Below are 16902 nucleotides of genomic sequence, written 5' to 3'. Positions count from 1 at the left end.
ACATGGCGACAAGCCCTTGGCAGGCATTCGGCCGCCAGGGCGGCCTCCCACAAAGTCAGGCCAAGGGTGTGAAAACTCAGCGCGTGAGCGCCGGGGTTGTTTGCGCCACAAAACCGATACGCGACAGACCGGCTTTTTGGGCCAGGCCCATGGCCTCCACCACCCGGCCGTAGGGCACCGACTGGTCGGCGCGAAGCTCCAGCTCGGTATCGGGGTTGCGCCAAGCAACTTCCGACAGGCGCTGGCGCAAGGCTTCAGGGGTGATGGGCTGGTCGTTCAAGAACAAGGCCCCCTGGGCGTCCACCACCAAAGACACCGCCTGCGGGGCTGCGCCCGACTGTCCGCCCTCGCTTTGGGGCAGGTCCAGGCGGATGGCGCTGGTCATCAAGGGGGCGGTCAGGATGAAAATGACCAGCAAAACCAGCATCACGTCGACCATGGGGGTGACATTGATCTCGCTCATGGGGGCGTCCGGCTTGCGGGTTTCCAGGCGACCGAAGGCCATGGCTCAGTCCTGCGGGTCGGCCAGCAAGCCACGCAAATCGTGGGCAAAGCCCTCGAGTTCGGCCTCGATCTGGTTCACTTTGCGGCCCAGCAGGTTGTAGCCCAACACCGCCGGAATGGCCACGGCCAGCCCGGCAGCGGTCATGATCAGGGCTTCGCCCACGGGTCCGGCCACTTTGTCGATGGTGAGCTGTCCGGCTTCGGCCATGCCCGTCAAAGCATTGAAGATGCCCCAAACGGTGCCCAAAAGACCCACAAATGGCGAAATGGAGCCCGCTGTGGCCAACCAGACCTGGCCCCATTGCAAACGGCGCACCACGCCCTGCAGCGCATCGCGCAAGGCACGGGTCAGTTGTTGGCGGCGGTCAGCTGCTGAAGCCAGGGTGCCGCCCACCGGGAGCAAGGTGGCTTCCAGCAGGGGGGTGATGCAGGCGTCGCGGTCAAACTGGGCCACGCGCTGCTGGGCCTGGTCCAGGCCCGGGGCCTGCCAGAACGCGGCCACGCTGCGGCGCACATCCAGGCCCACGCGCGCGAGCAAGCGCCACTTCCAGACCATGACCACCCAACTGCCCACCGACAGCGCCAGCAAAACCAGCGCCAGCACACGGCTGACCCCATCGCTGTGCAACAAAAAGTCGTTGAGGCTCATGGGTGCCGGTCTGGTCAGCGCAAATTCAACACGTCAAACATGTCAAACAGGCCGCGCTGCTGGGTCGCCAGATAACGCACGGCACGCAGGCTGCCTTGGGCGTAAGTAGATCGGCTGGAGGATTTGTGCGTGACTTCGATGCGCTCGCCAATACCGGCAAACAGCACCGTGTGATCGCCCACGATGTCGCCACCCCGGATGGTGGAAAAACCGATGGTGGACGGGTCACGCTCCCCCGTGTGGCCATAGCGCTCGTAAACGGCGCAGTCTTTCAGGTCGCGGCCAATGGCCTCGGCAATGACTTCACCCATCTTGAGGGCCGTGCCCGAGGGCGCGTCCACCTTGTGGCGGTGGTGGGCTTCGATGATTTCGATGTCGTAGCCCGTGGACATGGCTTGCGCGGCCATTTGCAGCAACTTGAGCGTGACGTTGACGCCCACGCTCATGTTAGGGGCCATCACGATGGCGATGTCTTTGGCGATTTCAGCAATTTCGGCTTTTTGCGCGTCGGTGAAGCCGGTGGTGCCGATCACGGCCTTGACCCCCAGTTCACGGCACACCTGCAAATGCGCCAGCGTGCCCTCGGGGCGGGTGAAGTCAATCAGGCAAGCGGCATCCTTCAGGCCCGCCCGCAGGTCGGATGTGACGCGCACGCCACTGGACTGGCCCAGCGCCGCGGCGGCATCTTGGCCCAAGGCGGGACTGGCGGCCATGTCGAGCGCGCCTGCAAGACGGCAATCGCCGGAGGCCAGAATGGCTTCGATGAGCATGTGGCCCATGCGGCCAGACGCGCCGGCAACGGTGATGGGCAAGGGAGTCGATGGGGTCATGTGATGAATGGAATGAAAAGTACGCGCCATCGGGCGTGCTGCCCGAACAAGGGCCCATCAACGGGCTGTGGGCTCCAGAGGAGGGTAAGTCGCAGGCAGCGGCGCAGTGCGCGGCGCATCGTCAGCCGCCTTCGGTGCGGGGAACTTTTTCAGGTCTTCTTCGCTGGCCTGCAAGTTGGGCACGCTGGCGGCTTTGCGCTGGACCACCAGGCGCTCGACAAATTCGGACTCGCTGGGCAGGTCACCGCCTTCCACCGACGAGACCACATCGTCTTTGAAGTAGACGGTGAGCTGGAAACTTTGGGGTGGCACACCCTGGCGGCGGATGCTGAAGGCGTAATCCCAACGGTCGGCATGGAACAGGCTGGTGACGAGGGGGGTGCCCAAAGTGTCGCGGACCTGCGCCCGTGGCATGCCCGTGGTGATCGCCTGGCGCTGCTCTTTGGAGACAAAGTTGCCCTGCACCACCTCGGGGACATAGGGTTTGAAGGTGTCGCTGGTGAAGCTGGCCATGTTGGCGCAACCGGCCAAACTGGCGCACATGAAAAGCATGGCCAGGCGTGTGCCTGTCACGGAAAAAGTCAGGGATGCTGTCATGGTTGAGGGCTGGCCGATATGATCGGGTCATTGTAGCGGCAGCTTCGCGCCCACACCGGCTTTGCCTATCCCGACACCCCTTCACATGACCCAAATCGACGAACTGAAAAACAATGGTCTGAAGGCCACGCTGCCACGCCTGAAGATCCTGGAGGTCTTTCAGCGCGGGCAGCAACGGCACATGACGGCCGAGGACGTGTTTCGCCTCCTGTTGAGCGAAAACACCGACATCGGTCTGGCCACGGTGTACCGGGTGCTGATGCAGTTTGAGCAGGCGGGCATCCTGAGCCGCAACCACTTTGAAAGCGGCAAAGCCGTTTACGAACTCAACGAAGGCCAGCACCACGACCACATGGTGTGTCTGGACTGCGGGCGGGTGGAGGAGTTTTACGACCCGGAAATCGAGTCCAGGCAGCAAGCGGTGGCCGAAGCCAAAGGTTTTGTGATCGCCGACCACGCCCTGAGCCTGTACGCCCATTGCACCCAAAAGCCTTGCCCGCACCGCCAGGGTTGAGCAGGCCGGGCGTCTTCAATCCATCGCCCGGCGCTGGCGCTCAATGAATTCCTGGTAGGTGTCGATGCCGCGCATCTGCAAGATGGTGTTGCGCACAGCGGCCTCGACCAACACCGCGATGTTGCGCCCCGCCACCACCTGGATGACCACTTTGCGCACCGGAATGCCCAGCACATCCTGCACCAGCGGCTCGGAAGGCAGGCGTTCGTAATCCCGCTCCAGCGTTTCGCGGCGCACCAGGTGAACAATGAGTTTGAGGCGCATCTTGCGGCGCACTGCCGTCTCGCCAAAGATGGCGCGGATGTCGAGCAGACCAATGCCGCGCACCTCCAGCAGGTTTTGCAGCAAGTCGGGGCAGCGCGCCTCGATGGTGGTCTGGTTGATGCGGTACAGGTCCACCGCGTCATCGGCCACCAGGCCATTGCCGCGCGAAATCAGCTCCAGCCCCAACTCGCTCTTGCCCAAGCCGGACTCACCCGTGATCAACACGCCCATGCCCAAAATGTCCATGAACACCCCGTGCATGGTGGTGCGGTCGGCGAAATGCTTGGACAGGTAGGCCCGCAGCACATCGATCACAAAGGCCGACGAGTGCTCGGTCGAGAACATCGGGATCTGGGCCCGCTCGCACATGGACAGCAGGGCTTCGGGAGCCGCCTGGCCATCGGCCAAGACCAGCACCGGGGGCTCCAGCGTCACGATGCGGGCAATCCGGCGCGCGCAGTCATCGGGCGTGGAGTTGGTCAAGTAAGCCACCTCGCGGGGCCCCAGAATCTGCACACGGTAGGGGTGGATGTAGTTCAGATAACCGACCAGGTCGGCGCCCGAGCGGGCTTCGCGCACAGCGACTTCATCAAAGCGTCGCTCCGAGGCGCCCAGACCGGCCACCCATTGCCATTTGAGCTTGCCGCGATGGTCCTCGAACAGGACATCGGCACTGATGACGCTGGGCTTCATCGCAAAAACCTCGAAAAAAGGAGGGTCAGACCGTCTGGGCAGACTGCCACTGGGCGATCAGCTGGTGCAGGTCCTGCTGGACGGTGCTGTTCTTGATGTTTTCACGCAAAGCGGTGTCGCTGAGCAATTCAGCGATTTCGGACAGGATTTCCAGATGTTTTTGGGTGGCGGCTTCGGGCACCAGCAAAAAGATCAACAGGTTGACCGGCTGTTCGTCAGGGGCGTCAAAGCCAATCGACTGCGCCAGCTGGAATACGGCGGCCATGGGCGCTTTCAGGCCCTTGATGCGGCCGTGCGGAATGGCCACACCATGCCCCAGCCCCGTGGAGCCCAACCGTTCACGGGCAAACAGGCTGTCGGTCACCAAAGCACGGGACAAGCCGTGGAGGTTCTCAAAGAGAAGTCCGGCTTCTTCGAATGCGCGTTTCTTGCTGGTGGCTTCCACCCCAACAAGAACCTGGTCAACGGGCAATATGGATGAGAGGCGATTCATGGTCGAGGCCGGATTATGCACCTTGCGCGGGCACCCCGGTCATGGGGCCTGAAAGCCGGGCGACATGGGCGGTGTTTGCGCCTCTGAACAGGCTAGGCGCCTGCATGAAAAAGGGCCACAAGCTTGTGGCCCTGTTGTGAGCGAAACATTCACCCGATCACATCATGCGCTTGGGCGCGCTGTGTTGATGGTCCGTGATGCGGTCCTTGTGCTTGACCACCTGTCGGTCCAGCTTGTCTACCAGTTCATCCACAGCGGCATACAAATCTTCGTGAGCGCTTTCTGCAAACAAGTCGTTGCCCTTGACGTGGATGTTGCATTCGGCGCGTTGGCGTTTTTCTTTTTCCTTCTGCTTTTCGACGGTCAGCAGCACTTTGACATCGACCACTTGGTCAAAGTGCCGGGTGATCCGGTCGAGCTTCCCCGTGACGTACTGACGCAATGCCGGGGTCACTTCCAGATGGTGCCCGCTGATGGTTAAATTCATAGTCGTCGCCTCCATGATTCAGGGTATGAAAAGCCCCGCTGAAGCGGGGCTCCGAAACCACCTGTGGGGGTGGTTCGACCCCACTATGCGCCGCACCCCAGCGAAATGCAAGACGCCAACAACTAAACCTGTAACGTCGGCTGGCTTTGCACCCAAAACCCGTTTTCAGTGCTATTGTTCGATTTGAAGCCCAAGAACAAGCGGGCATTTAAGGCCTGACAGTTCAAATCGCAGCGGTCGGCGCCCCATGCAGACGCAAACGCCCAGCCAGCCAGGCGCTGATGATGCTGGCCAACACCCCCAACAAACCCGCCACCCAATACCCAGTGAGCTGTCCTTGCGCATCTCGCCCAATGATGAGCCCGGCCACCAGCGCCGCGAAACCCATGGCGGCCGACTGAACCGCCGAATTCAGGGTCATGAAGGTGCCGCGCAAACGCGGCTCCACGGCCGATGAAATCATCGCCATGCCAGGAATCATGCGCCCGCTCATGACCGTGAAAAACAAAGTCGACACGGTCAGCAAACCCCACAAGGGCAAGCCTTGCGTGAGCGTGGTGGCCATCAGCGGCACCGTCACCGCCAAAGCCAGGCGCTGGAACACCCGGACCTTGCCCACCCGGTCGGTCAGCCGCCCGAAATAACGGGCACTGAGCAAGGTGGCCACCCCACCGCACAGATAGATCCAGGGCACTTCGGCGGTCTGCATCCCGGCGTTGGACTGCAGGTAAATGGTGATGTAGGGGATGACGGTGAACGCCGCAAACATCATCAGGGCCGACACCCCGAAGGCCTTGAGGTGGTTGCCCTCGGCCAGTACCTGGCCAATGCCGCGCCAGACACTCACCCGCTCAGGGTGGTGCAAATGCGCATCCAGACGGGGCAAGGTTTGCCAGGCCCCCAAGGACAGCAGCCCCACCAGCGCGGCGATGCCAAAAAACGGCGCATGCCAGCTCAGGTGCGCCGCCAAAAACAGCCCCAGCGGCACCCCCGCCACGGTGGACACGGAAAACGAGGTCATCACCACGCTCATGGCGCGACCTCGGCGCTCAAAGGGGATCACATCCGCCACGATGGTTTGGGACAAAGCCGACAACACCCCGCCAAACAAACCAGCGGCCACGCGGGCCACCATCAACCAGACATAGTCGGGCGCCAGACCACACGCCAGGGTGGCCAGGCCAAACAAGGCGTACATGACCAGCAGCAGGCGCTTGCGGCTGAAACGGTCGATGTAGGTGGCCGCCATCAGGCCGGACAGGCCCGCCGACAAGGTGTAGGCCGAGACCAGCAGACCGAACTGGGCGTTGCTGATGCCGAACAAGGCCGTGAACTGCGGCCCCAGCGGCATCATGATCATGAAATCGAGGATGTGGGTGAACTGGATGCCAGCCAGCGTGAAGAGCAGCCAGCGCTCACGCCGTGGGGTCAAATGTGGGGTCATGGAACAATGCCGTTGAATGGTCTGAATCTAACACCCGCAGCCCCCCAGAGCCTCTGTCCAACTTCACATGCCCATGGACCCCGTGACGCCCACCCCGCCCAAATCAGCCCTTGAACAAGCCCTCTCGCCACCCCCGCAGCCCGTGATGGGGCTGGTGCTGATGGGTGGCGGAGCGCGCACCGCTTACCAAGCCGGGGCGCTGCAGGCCATCGGCCAACTGCTGCGCCGCACAGCGGGGCCATCCCCCGCTTTTCCATTCCAGGTGCTGGCGGGCACCTCGGCCGGGGCCTTGAACGCCACTTTTCTGGCCAGCAAGGCGCTGGACGGTCTGGCCGGCCTGGACGATCTGGCCCATTTCTGGACCCGGATCCGCACGGAGGCGGTCTACCGCCTGCCCCAAACCCCGCTGGACAAATTCAGCCGTTGGGCCACCGCAGTGGGTTTGCTGCGCTCTGTCCGCGCCCATGCCGCCGCCATGGACAGCCTGGCCCTGGTCAACACCTTGCACCAGGCGATCGCCCTGGAGCGGATCGACACCGCCTTGCACAGCGGGGTGCTGCAGGCTCTGGCGGTCACCGCATCGAGCTACTCGAGCGGTGTGCACTGGACGTTTTGCCAGACCCGCGATGGCCAGCCCATCCCCTGGAGCCGTCCAGGCCGCCGTGCCGAGCAGCAACCCATCACCATCGAGCACCTGATGGCGTCCAGCGCCATCCCCTTCATTTTCCCGTCCACCCCGCTGTGGGTAGACGGTGGCATGGAGTATTTCGGGGATGGCTCGATGCGGCAAATCTCGCCCTTGTCCTCGGCCGTGCACCTCGGGGCCGACCGGATTTTGGCGATTGGCGTGAGCCAACCCCAACGGGCCAGCCTGGTGGCACCCGCCCGCGCCACAGGACGCCCCTCGCTGGGCACGATCGCTGGCCACGCCATGGCCAGCGTGTTCCACGACACGCTGGAGGCCGATGTCGAGCAGATCAGCCGCATCAACCAGGCCCTGGACAGCTTGCCCGAGGCGGTACGTGCAAGCCTGCCCCTGCGCCCGGTGCAGGTGCTGACGCTGCAGCCCAGTGCCTCGCTCGACGCCTTGGCGCAAGCGCACGCCCACACCCTGCCCCGACCCATTCTGCGGGTGCTGGAGGGTCTGGGTGCATTGCGCGGCAGTGGCGCAGCCCTGGCGAGCTATTTGTTGTTCGAGCCGGCGTTCATTGCCGCGCTGATGGCCTTGGGCCAGGCGGATGTGCAGGCCCGCGCCGACGACATCCTGGCTTTTCTGGCCCCCGCAGGGGCACATCCGGTGCGATAATCCGCCGATTCATTCTGGAGACACATTGCCGTGGAAACTACCCCGAGTCGGTAGCTTTCGAACGCGCTGAGCACCCTGCCCATCGTTCGAAAGCTGCAGAAAACCCCCTTCGCCGCCCCTTTGAACTTTTGGCACCTGGCCATTTTTCGGATTCGCCATGCTCAACATCTTCACCCTCGCCAACGGCCGCCTCTTCCAGGAAGAGATCGAGTCGCTGGAAGAACTCTCCCGCTTCCAACCCATCTGGGTCGACCTGGAGTCGCCCACGCTGGAAGAAAAACGCTGGATCAAACAGTATTTCGGCCTGTCCATCCCGGAAGACGCGATGGACGAGGACATCGAGGAATCCGCGCGCTTTTACGAAGAAGACAACGGCGAACTGCACATCCGCTCCGACTTTTTGATCGCCGACGAAGACGAGCCCCGCACGGTGCGCTGCGCCTTCATCCTGAACCAGCACAACGCCAACCTCAAAAGCCAGGGTGTGCTGTTTTCCATCCACGACGAGGATGTGCCGGTCTTTCGCCTCTTGCGCATGCGCGCGCGCCGCGCCCCGGGCCTGATCGAAGACGCCAAGGAAGTGCTGCTCAAGCTGTTTGACGCCGACGCCGAGTATTCGGCCGACACGCTCGAAGGCATTTACGACCAGCTCGAAAAAGCGGGCAAGCAGGTCTTGTCGGGCGACGTGACCGACGCCATGGCCGGTGAAGTGCTGGGTGCCATCGCCCGCCAGGAAGACCTGAACGGCCGCATCCGCCGCAACGTCATGGACACCCGCCGCGCGGTGAGCTTCATGATGCGCTCGAAGATGCTCAACGCCGAGCAGTTTGAAGAAGCCCGTCAGATTCTGCGCGACATCGACTCGCTCGACTCGCACACAGCGTTCCTGTTCGACAAGATCAACTTCCTGATGGACGCCACCGTCGGTTTCATCAACATCAACCAGAACAAGATCATCAAGATCTTCTCGGTGGCCAGCGTCGCCTTGCTGCCCCCCACCTTGATCGCCAGCCTGTACGGCATGAACTTCCAGTACATGCCCGAGCTGTCGCAAAAATGGGGCTACCCCTATGCGCTCGCCTTGATGGCCGCCAGCGCCGTGGTGCCCATGTGGTACTTCCGCCGCCGGGGCTGGCTCAAATAAGACCGGCTCAAGCGGGCTGGCGACGGCTCAGCCACTGCGACAAAATCGCCAGGCTGTAACGGCTGGCTACTTCGCGGATGAAGCGCTGAAAGTCGGTGTGCGCTCCATCGTCCGCCCGGTCCGAGATGGTGCGCACCGCCGCAAAGGGCACGCCGTAATCGTGGCAGACCTGCGCCACTGCTGCGCCCTCCATCTCCACCGCCAAAGCCTCGGGCAAAGCCTGCCGCAACGCCTGGCTTTCGGCCGAGGTCGAGACAAAGCGGTCGCCACTGATGACCATGCCCTGGTGCACCCGCGGGGCGTTCAGCGCAAATTCGGCCAGTGTTCCCGCGCCCAGATGTTGCCCTGCATGGGCCAGCACCTGCTGGCTGGCCGCAGCCAATTGGGCCGACAAGCCGGCATCAGCCTCAAAATGGGCGCGGCCGTACAAAGGCACCTCATGGCGTGGGAAGAGCGGCGAAGCGTCCATGTCGTGCTGCAGCAAACCCTGCGCCACCACCACATCGCCCACCCGCACATCGGTACCCAGGCCACCCGCCACGCCGGTGAACACCAGGGTATCGACCCCAAAGCGCTCCAGCAGCACCGTGGCGGTGGTGGCTGCAGCCACCTTGCCGATGCGCGAGAGCACCGCCACCACCGAGTGGCCTTGCCAATGGCCGACCCAAAAGTCCCGCCCGGCCACCTGAACGCGCTGCTCATCGGGCATGGCCGCCAACACCGCCGCCAGTTCTTCGTGCATGGCACTCATGATGCCGATCACTGCCATGGATCACCCCTTGTTCAATGACTCAAAGTCAAACGGCCACCCGTGAACGGGTGGCCGCTGCGCCCTGTATGGGGGCCTTGGCCCCGCAGTGCTCCGGTCAGGCCTTGGCCCGCAACTCGCGGCGCAGGATTTTGCCCACTGGCGTCTTGGGCAATTCGTCGCGGAACTCGATCACGCGCGGCACCTTGTACGCCGTCATGTTTTCGCGGCAGTAAGCGATGACCTGCGCCTCGGTCAGCGCCGGGTCTTTGCGCACCACCACCAGCTTGACGGCCTCGCCGGTTTTCTCGTCCGGCACACCAATCGCTGCGCATTCGAGCACGCCCGTGCAAGCCGAGGCGACTTCCTCCACTTCGTTGGGATAGACGTTGAAACCGCTCACCAAAATCATGTCCTTCTTGCGGTCCACGATCTTGAAGTAGCCACGCTCGTCCATGGTGCCGATGTCCCCCGACTTGAAATAACCGTCGGCGGTCATGACCTTGGCGGTTTCGTCAGGGCGTTGCCAGTAACCCGCCATCACCTGCGGGCCCTTGATGGCGATCTCGCCCGGCGTGCCGAGCGTGGTGATTTCGTGGCCATCGTCGTCGAGCAGTTTCATGAAGGTGCCGGGCAAGGGCACACCGATGGTGCCGGTGAATTCGGTGCTGGTGGTGGGGTTGCAGCTGGCCGAGGGGCTGGTCTCCGACAAACCGTAACCTTCACAAATCGGGCAGCCGGTTTTCTCCAACCAGAGTTTGGCCACATTGGGCGTCACGGCCGTGCCGCCGCCCAAGGACACCTTGAGGTTGGACCAGTTGACGGTGCCGAAATCCGGGTGGTTGGCCAGGCCGTTGAACAAGGTATTCACCGCCGGGAAGCTGTGGAAGGTGTGCTTGGACAACTCCTTGAGCACGGCGGGCAAGTCACGCGGGTTGGGAATCAGGATGGTCTTGCCGCCCATGCGCAGGCTCAGCATCATGTTCACCGTGAAAGCGAAGATGTGGTACAGCGGCAATGCGCACACCGCCGTGGGCTGCTCCCCGGCGGGAATGCGCTTCATGACAGGCTCGTTCCAGGCCTCGGACTGCAGCACGTTGGCGATCACATTGCGGTGCAACAGCACCGCCCCCTTGGACACACCCGTGGTGCCCCCGGTGTACTGCAGCACCGCGATGTCGTCGGCCGACAGCTCGGGTTTGCGGAAGGCTTGTTGACGGCCTTTGGACAAAGCGTCGTTGAAACGCACCGCCTGCGGCAGCTGGAAGGCCGGCACCATTTTCTTGACGTTGCGCACCACGTAGTTGACCAAGGCCCCCTTGAGCAGGCCCAGCCGGTCACCCATGGCGGCCAGCACCACATGTTGCACCGGAGTTTGGGCGATGCATTTTTCGAGCGTGGCGGCAAAGTTCTCGATGATCACGATGGCCTTGGCCCCCGAGTCCTTGAGCTGGTGCTCCAGCTCACGGGCGGTGTAGAGGGGGTTGACGTTGACCACCACCAGACCCGCACGCAAAATGGCCGCCACGGCCACCGGGTACTGCGGCACATTGGGCATCATGATGGCGACACGGTCGCCTTGGCTCAGACCCAGCGACTGCAGGTAAGCCGCCATGGCCAGACTATCACGGTCGGTTTGGGCAAAGCTGAAATCCTTGCCCATGAAGCTGTAGACCGCACGGTCTGCGTATTTGGAAAAACTCTCTTCGAGCAAGCCCACCAAAGAACTGTACTGGGTGGGATCGATGTCGGCTGGAACGCCTTCGGGGTAACTCTTGAGCCAAACGGGGTTCAGGTTCATGTGGGGTTCTCCTGCGGCTCAGTCTACCGCACAACTGACGGCTAACTGACTCGCAGGGGTACTGGATTTCCCGAGGTTGCAGGCCGCTTGCAGCGCGCCCATGACGCCGTGCCCAGCTCGGGCCTGAAGACACCGGTTGGTGATGCGTGGGCACCCAAAAAACAAGGGGCCCTCGGGCCCCCTGTGCATGCTGCGCAAGGGGCCGGTCAGCCTTTAAGGGCCACCAACACCTCGTCGAGCATCTTCTTGGCATCGCCAAACAGCATGCGGTTATTGTCCTTGTAGAACAGCGGGTTGTCCACGCCCGCATAGCCGCTGGCCATGGAGCGCTTCATCACGATGCTGGTGCGGGCCTTCCAGACTTCGAGCACGGGCATGCCCGCGATCGGGCTGGTCGGGTCATCCTGCGCGGCAGGGTTCACGATGTCGTTGGCACCGATGACCATGACCACATCGGTGTCCGGGAAGTCGTCGTTGATCTCGTCCATTTCCAGCACGATGTCGTAGGGCACCTTGGCTTCGGCCAGCAGCACGTTCATGTGGCCGGGCATACGGCCCGCCACCGGGTGGATGCCAAACCGCACGGTCACGCCTTTGTCGCGCAAGGTCCGGGTGATCTCGTTGACGGTGTGCTGGGCCTGGGCCACGGCCATGCCGTAACCGGGCACGATGATCACGCTCTTGGCATCGCGCAGCAGCTCGGCGGTGTCTGTGGCACTGACCGGCACCACCTCGCCTTGGGGCTCGGCCGCCGCGCCGTCGGCCTTGGGCGCAGCGGGTGCACCGCCGCCAAAGCCCCCTGCGATCACGCTGATGAAGTTGCGGTTCATCGCATTGCACATGATGTAGGACAGGATGGCACCGGACGAGCCCACCAGAGCGCCAGTCACGATCAGCAAGTCGTTGCCGAGCATGAAACCGGTGGCCGCCGCGGCCCAGCCCGAATAGCTGTTGAGCATGGACACCACCACGGGCATGTCAGCACCGCCAATGGCCATGACCATGTGGATGCCGAACAGCAAAGCAATCACGGTCATCACAATCAGCGGGATCATGCCGCTTTGCACGTCGTGCGCGTTGACAAATTCACGGCCAAACCAGATCACGACCAACAGACCCGCCAAGTTGAGCCAGTGGCGCGCAGGCAGCAAAAGCGGCTTGCCACCGATCTTGCCGTTGAGCTTGCCAAAAGCGATGAGCGAGCCCGAGAACGTGACCGCACCGATCAGAATGCCGATGTAAATCTCGACTTCGTGGATGGTCTTCTCCACCCCGGTGTACTGGATCGAGGTGTCCACGTAGCTGGCAAAACCCACCAGGCAAGCGGCCAGGCCCACCAGGCTGTGCATGAGCGCCACGAGTTCGGGCATCTGGGTCATCTTGACGGTTTTGGCCGCATAAAGGCCAATGCCGCCACCGATCACCAAGGCCGCCACGATCCAGGGCACGCCTGCGGCGGCCACACGTGGCCCCGCGATGGTGACGAGCACGGCCAGCGCCATGCCAACGACGCCATAGAGGTTGCCTCGGCGCGAGGTTTCCGGGTTGGACAGGCCACCCAGGCTGAGGATGAAGAGGATGGCCGCGCCAATGTAGGCGACCGTTGCCAAGCTAGAGGTCATGAAGGTCTCTTTTCTTTATTCGATCAGGTCGTTACTTGCGGAACATATCCAGCATGCGGCGTGTGACCGCAAAGCCACCGAACATGTTGACGGCCGTCAGCACAATGCCGGCAAAAGCCAGCCACTGAATCAGCTGATCAGGTCGCCCGTTGGTACCGGCCTCGGGCGGCAGGATTTGTACCAAGGCACCGATGACGATGATGCTGGAGATCGCGTTGGTCACACTCATGAGCGGGGTGTGCAGCGCAGGCGTCACGTTCCACACCACCATGTAGCCGATGAAGCAGGCCAGCACAAACACGGTGAAGTGGCCCAGGAAAGCCGCAGGGGCATATGCGCCAATGGCCCAGAAAGCCAAGGCCCCCAGACCGAACACCATGGCCAATGTTTTGACCGGCATGGGGCCGCTGCTGCCGTGGCCGTGCGCGCTTTTCTTTTCAGCGGCGGCAACCGGCTTGGCGGCGGGCTTGGGCGCAGCGGCAGGCAGGGGCGGCGCGGGCCAGGTGATCTCGCCATCCTTGATGACCGTCAGGCCCCGGATCGCGTCGTCGGCCATATTGACGTTGATCACGCCGTCCTTGGTCTTGCACAGCTCTTCCGTCAGGCGGAACAGGTTGGTGCCGTACAAGGTGGACGACTGGCGCGCCATGCGCGAAGCCAGGTCGGTGTAACCCACGATGGTCACGCCGTGCTTGACCACGGCCTTGCCGGGCTCGGTCAGTTCGCAGTTGCCGCCTTGCTCGGCGGCCATGTCCACGATGACACTGCCGGGCTTCATACTTTGCACCATCTTGGCGGTGATCAACTTGGGCGCGGGTTTACCGGGAATCAGCGCGGTGGTGATGATGATGTCCACCTCGCGGGCCTGCTGCGCGTACATCTCGCGTTGCGCGGCCTGGAAGCCCTCGCTCATGACCTTGGCGTAACCGCCACCGCCCGAGCCTTCTTCTTCGTAATCCACCTTGACGAATTCACCGCCCAGCGACACGACCTGGTCGGCCACTTCGGCACGCGTGTCGTTGGCGCGCACGATCGCACCCAGGCTGGCAGCGGCGCCGATGGCGGCCAAACCGGCCACACCGGCACCGGCGATGAAGACCTTGGCGGGGGGCACTTTGCCTGCGGCCGTGATCTGGCCGTTGAAGAAACGGCCAAAGGCGTTGGCCGCCTCGACCACGGCGCGGTAGCCGCTCACACCTGCCATCGAGGTCAACGCGTCCATCTTCTGGGCGCGGCTCAAGGTGCGGGGCAGGGCATCGATCGACAGCGCGGTGACTTTCTTGGCCGCGAGCTGCTGCATCAAATCGGGGTTTTGCGCGGGCCACAAAAAGCCGATCAGGGTCTGGCCTTCGTGCATCAACGCCACTTCGTCGGCCGTGGGGGCACGCACCTTGAAGACGATGTCGCTGCCGCTCCACAAGGCCGCGGCGTTGGGTGCGACTGTGGCACCGGCTTCGACATAGGCCTCGTCAGACAGGTCGGCCAGCGCACCCGCCCCTTGTTCCACCACCACCTCAAAACCGAGTTTGACCAGTTTGGTCACCACATCGGGCACAGTGGCCACCCGTTTTTCACCGGGGTATATCTCTTTGGGCACGCCTATGCGCATGGTTTATCTCCTGGAAATGATGAAATCGGTGGACTCGTCCATGTTAAAGGCCAAGTCAATCGTTCAATATATACCGAAACTTACAGTACCCCTCCCAGACCCACCCCGGGCATACCCTGATCCATCCAAACGGATAATCCCCAGATGGACACTCGCTGGAAACCCAATGTCACCGTGGCCGCCATCATCGAGCGCGATGGCCGCTACCTCATGATCGAAGAACACACCCAAGAGGGTTTGCGCCTGAACAACCCGGCAGGCCACCTGGACCCCGGTGAATCGCCCGCACAAGCCTGCGCCCGAGAAGCCTTGGAAGAAACGGCCCACCCCTTCACCCCGACCGCCCTGGTGGGCATCTATTTGTCGCGTTTTCAACGGCCGGCCACGGGCGAAGACATCACCTATGTGCGCATGGCTTTTTGCGGCGACATCGGCGAGCTGCAGCCCCACCTGAGCTTGGACGAGGGCATCGTGCGCACCCTGTGGATGACGCCCGAAGAAATCCGCGCCAGTGCCGAGCGCCACCGCAGCCCCCTGGTCTTGCGCTGCATCGAAGACCACCTGGCAGGCCAACGCTTCCCCTTGAGCGTGATCCACACCGACGCAGCGGTGGCCAACTTGCCCCCCCTGTCAACGTGAGCCCCGATCTGCCTACCGAAGCGCTGTGGCTGCTCACGGGTGCGGCCGCTTTCGCCGCGGGCGTGCTCAACGCCATCGCGGGCGGCGGCAGCTTCCTCACCTTTCCCGCCCTGGTGTTTGCCGGTGTGCCCCCCTTGGCAGCGAATGCCACCAGCGCCATGGCCGTCAGCCCGGGCTACCTGGGCAGCGTGCTGGGTTTTCGGGTGGAGCTGCAAACCCTGCCCCGCGCCCTGCTGCAACGCGAAGTGGCCATTGCTGCGGTGGGTGGCCTGATCGGTGCGGGCTTGCTGCTGCTCACCCCGGCGCGGGTGTTTTCAGGCCTGGTGCCCTGGTTGCTGCTGCTGGCCACGGCGCTGTTTGCCGCTGGCCCCTGGCTGGCCCGGCGCAACGCAGGCCAGGGCCACCCCGCATGGCGACTGCCAGGCCTGATGGGCGTGGCCATTTATGGCGGTTACTTCAACGGCGGACTGGGCATCTTGCTGATGGCGCTGTACACCCTGACGGGAGAGAGCCGGCTCAACACCGTCAATGCGCTGAAAAACCTCAACTCCTTTGTGCTGTCGCTGCTGTCGGTGGCCGCTTTTGCTGTGGCGGGCGCCATCGTCTGGCCACAAGCGCTGTGGATGATGGTTCTGGCCACAGCCGGAGGCTGGGCAGGCGCACGCTTGGCCAAACGCCTGCCCGTGCGCTGGGTGCGCTGGCTGGTCATGGTCACCGGTCTGTTGATGAGCGCCGTCTTTTTTGTGCGCAGCTGATCGCCCCAAGCCGCTCAGGGCAAAGAAGGCTTTTGCCCTGCAGCCACTTGGTCCAGCTGGGCTTGTTCGGCAAAGACTTTGGCCACATAGCCCCCATCTTCCGTCAAGGCATAACCCCCAAGATAAAACTTGAGGCCCTCTTCCAGAGAACCGTCACGCATCTTGACCGCATCCGACAGCACCGCTGCCCCCACGCGCATGTTCGTAATCGGGTCAAAAGCGGCCAAACGCCCGCCATAAGCTTCGTAGCGCTTGGCGTGGATATCGGTCATCACCTGCATCAAGCCCTGTGCGCCGGCCTGGCTCTGGACATACGGGTGAAAATTGGACTCGATGGCCATCACCGCCAAAATGAAGTGCGGTGCCAGTTTGGTTTTTTTGGACAAGACATGCGCTTCGGCCACCAAAGCGGCCAAGGGCTCCGGTGCGACTTTGTACTTGCGCCCCAACCATTCGGCCACAGCCGCCTGGGCGGGCGGCAGATCCTGCAAACTCACGGCCGTGGCGCGTTCTGCGGTGTTCTCGGGCAACCACGGCAACAAAACCTGCCGCTCCCGCAACCAGTTGAACACCGCGCCTTCGGCCGAGTGCAGCCATTGCGGGTTGAGCCACAAGGCCAGAACCAGGCTGAGCGCAGTCAAGCCCACCATGGCCAAACCACTGTGGGTGATGATGAACATCCCATGCGCGACATCGCGCAAGAATGTTCTGCCGTGTTGGCACCAGGTGCAGTGCTTGGTCATGAATTTGGGCCCATCGGGCATTATAAATTTTCGACCTTGTTGGGCCGGTCGGGTGGTCGC

18 protein-coding genes are annotated in these 16902 nt (G+C 62.9%); 5 read left to right on the top strand and 13 right to left on the bottom strand.

Annotated elements, in window-relative coordinates; translation table 11 throughout:
• Positions 1–76 precede the first annotated feature (76 nt).
• Genes B9Z34_RS06475 through B9Z34_RS06460 form a run of 4 tightly spaced genes read right to left on the bottom strand, consistent with a single transcriptional unit; the run spans position 77 to position 2580 of the window.
• Entirely contained in the window at positions 77–505 is a 429-nt protein-coding gene (locus B9Z34_RS06475; RefSeq protein ID WP_108427294.1) for a biopolymer transporter ExbD, read from the bottom strand.
• 3 nt (positions 506–508) lie between these two features.
• Positions 509–1153 (bottom strand): MotA/TolQ/ExbB proton channel family protein, encoded by a 645-nt coding sequence (locus tag B9Z34_RS06470; protein ID WP_108427293.1) that lies wholly within the window; start codon positions 1151–1153, stop codon positions 509–511.
• A gap of 14 nt (positions 1154–1167) precedes the next feature.
• On the bottom strand, positions 1168–1983 hold the full coding sequence (gene dapB / locus B9Z34_RS06465) for a 4-hydroxy-tetrahydrodipicolinate reductase (protein ID WP_108427292.1): 816 nt from the start codon (positions 1981–1983) through the stop codon (positions 1168–1170).
• Between the two features lie 57 nt (positions 1984–2040).
• On the bottom strand, positions 2041–2580 hold the full coding sequence (locus B9Z34_RS06460) for an outer membrane protein assembly factor BamE (RefSeq protein WP_108427291.1): 540 nt from the start codon (positions 2578–2580) through the stop codon (positions 2041–2043).
• Positions 2581–2665: 85 nt separating this feature from the next.
• Here B9Z34_RS06460 and fur point away from each other — a divergent pair, with 85 nt between their 5' ends.
• Positions 2666–3094, top strand: coding sequence for a ferric iron uptake transcriptional regulator (gene fur, locus B9Z34_RS06455; protein WP_108427290.1), 429 nt, complete (start codon positions 2666–2668; stop codon positions 3092–3094).
• Positions 3095–3109: 15 nt separating this feature from the next.
• Here fur and hprK read toward each other — a convergent pair whose 3' ends face one another.
• From hprK to B9Z34_RS06435, 4 genes are all read right to left on the bottom strand, one after another.
• Positions 3110–4051, bottom strand: a complete 942-nt coding sequence (gene hprK / locus B9Z34_RS06450; protein WP_108427289.1) for an HPr(Ser) kinase/phosphatase — start codon at positions 4049–4051, stop codon at positions 3110–3112.
• Positions 4052–4076: 25 nt separating this feature from the next.
• Entirely contained in the window at positions 4077–4544 is a 468-nt protein-coding gene (locus B9Z34_RS06445; protein ID WP_108427288.1) for a PTS sugar transporter subunit IIA, read from the bottom strand.
• 157 nt (positions 4545–4701) lie between these two features.
• Positions 4702–5031 carry a ribosome hibernation-promoting factor, HPF/YfiA family gene (hpf, locus tag B9Z34_RS06440; protein ID WP_108427287.1) on the bottom strand — a complete coding sequence of 110 codons (330 nt, stop codon included), beginning with the start codon at positions 5029–5031 and terminating at the stop codon, positions 4702–4704.
• A 223-nt stretch (positions 5032–5254) separates the two neighbouring features.
• Positions 5255–6475, bottom strand: a complete 1221-nt coding sequence (locus tag B9Z34_RS06435; protein ID WP_108427286.1) for an MFS transporter — start codon at positions 6473–6475, stop codon at positions 5255–5257.
• A 67-nt stretch (positions 6476–6542) separates the two neighbouring features.
• Here B9Z34_RS06435 and B9Z34_RS06430 point away from each other — a divergent pair, with 67 nt between their 5' ends.
• Both B9Z34_RS06430 and corA read left to right on the top strand, forming a co-directional pair.
• Complete coding sequence (locus tag B9Z34_RS06430; protein ID WP_233249455.1) at positions 6543–7781, top strand: patatin-like phospholipase family protein; 1239 nt, start codon at positions 6543–6545, stop codon at positions 7779–7781.
• Between the two features lie 157 nt (positions 7782–7938).
• Positions 7939–8925, top strand: a complete 987-nt coding sequence (gene corA / locus B9Z34_RS06425) for a magnesium/cobalt transporter CorA (RefSeq protein ID WP_108427285.1) — start codon at positions 7939–7941, stop codon at positions 8923–8925.
• Between the two features lie 7 nt (positions 8926–8932).
• Here the strand turns inward: corA and B9Z34_RS06420 are convergent, their stop codons facing one another.
• The 4 genes from B9Z34_RS06420 to B9Z34_RS06405 all read right to left on the bottom strand — a co-directional run bounded on the left by B9Z34_RS06420 (position 8933) and on the right by B9Z34_RS06405 (position 14705).
• Complete coding sequence (locus B9Z34_RS06420; protein ID WP_108427284.1) at positions 8933–9694, bottom strand: 5'-methylthioadenosine/adenosylhomocysteine nucleosidase; 762 nt, start codon at positions 9692–9694, stop codon at positions 8933–8935.
• Positions 9695–9791: 97 nt separating this feature from the next.
• A complete protein-coding gene (locus B9Z34_RS06415; protein WP_108427283.1) occupies positions 9792–11474 on the bottom strand; it encodes a long-chain-fatty-acid--CoA ligase in 1683 nt (560 codons plus the stop codon).
• Between the two features lie 206 nt (positions 11475–11680).
• Positions 11681–13096: a Re/Si-specific NAD(P)(+) transhydrogenase subunit beta gene (gene pntB, locus B9Z34_RS06410; RefSeq protein WP_108427282.1), complete on the bottom strand. Its 1416-nt coding sequence runs from the start codon at positions 13094–13096 to the stop codon at positions 11681–11683.
• A gap of 31 nt (positions 13097–13127) precedes the next feature.
• Complete coding sequence (locus B9Z34_RS06405) at positions 13128–14705, bottom strand: Re/Si-specific NAD(P)(+) transhydrogenase subunit alpha (protein ID WP_108427281.1); 1578 nt, start codon at positions 14703–14705, stop codon at positions 13128–13130.
• Positions 14706–14849: 144 nt separating this feature from the next.
• On the opposite strand from B9Z34_RS06405, the gene B9Z34_RS06400 reads away from it, so the two are divergent.
• Both B9Z34_RS06400 and B9Z34_RS06395 read left to right on the top strand, forming a co-directional pair.
• Complete coding sequence (locus B9Z34_RS06400; RefSeq protein WP_108427280.1) at positions 14850–15344, top strand: NUDIX hydrolase; 495 nt, start codon at positions 14850–14852, stop codon at positions 15342–15344.
• The gene (locus B9Z34_RS06395) at positions 15341–16099 is read left to right on the top strand and encodes a sulfite exporter TauE/SafE family protein (RefSeq protein ID WP_233249453.1); all 759 of its coding nucleotides are present in this window, start codon (positions 15341–15343) and stop codon (positions 16097–16099) included. Before B9Z34_RS06400 ends, B9Z34_RS06395 begins: the two co-directional genes overlap by 4 nt.
• Before the next feature lie 14 nt (positions 16100–16113).
• On the opposite strand, the gene B9Z34_RS06390 is transcribed toward B9Z34_RS06395, so the two are convergent.
• Entirely contained in the window at positions 16114–16779 is a 666-nt protein-coding gene (locus tag B9Z34_RS06390) for a lytic transglycosylase domain-containing protein (protein ID WP_233249452.1), read from the bottom strand.
• Between the last annotated feature and the right edge of the window lie 123 nt (positions 16780–16902).

Source organism: Limnohabitans sp. Hippo3, from assembly GCF_003063665.1.
GTDB lineage: Bacteria > Pseudomonadota > Gammaproteobacteria > Burkholderiales > Burkholderiaceae_C > Limnohabitans_A.
Note: the sequence above shows the minus strand (reverse complement) of the source record. Positions and strands in the feature narration are given on the sequence as shown.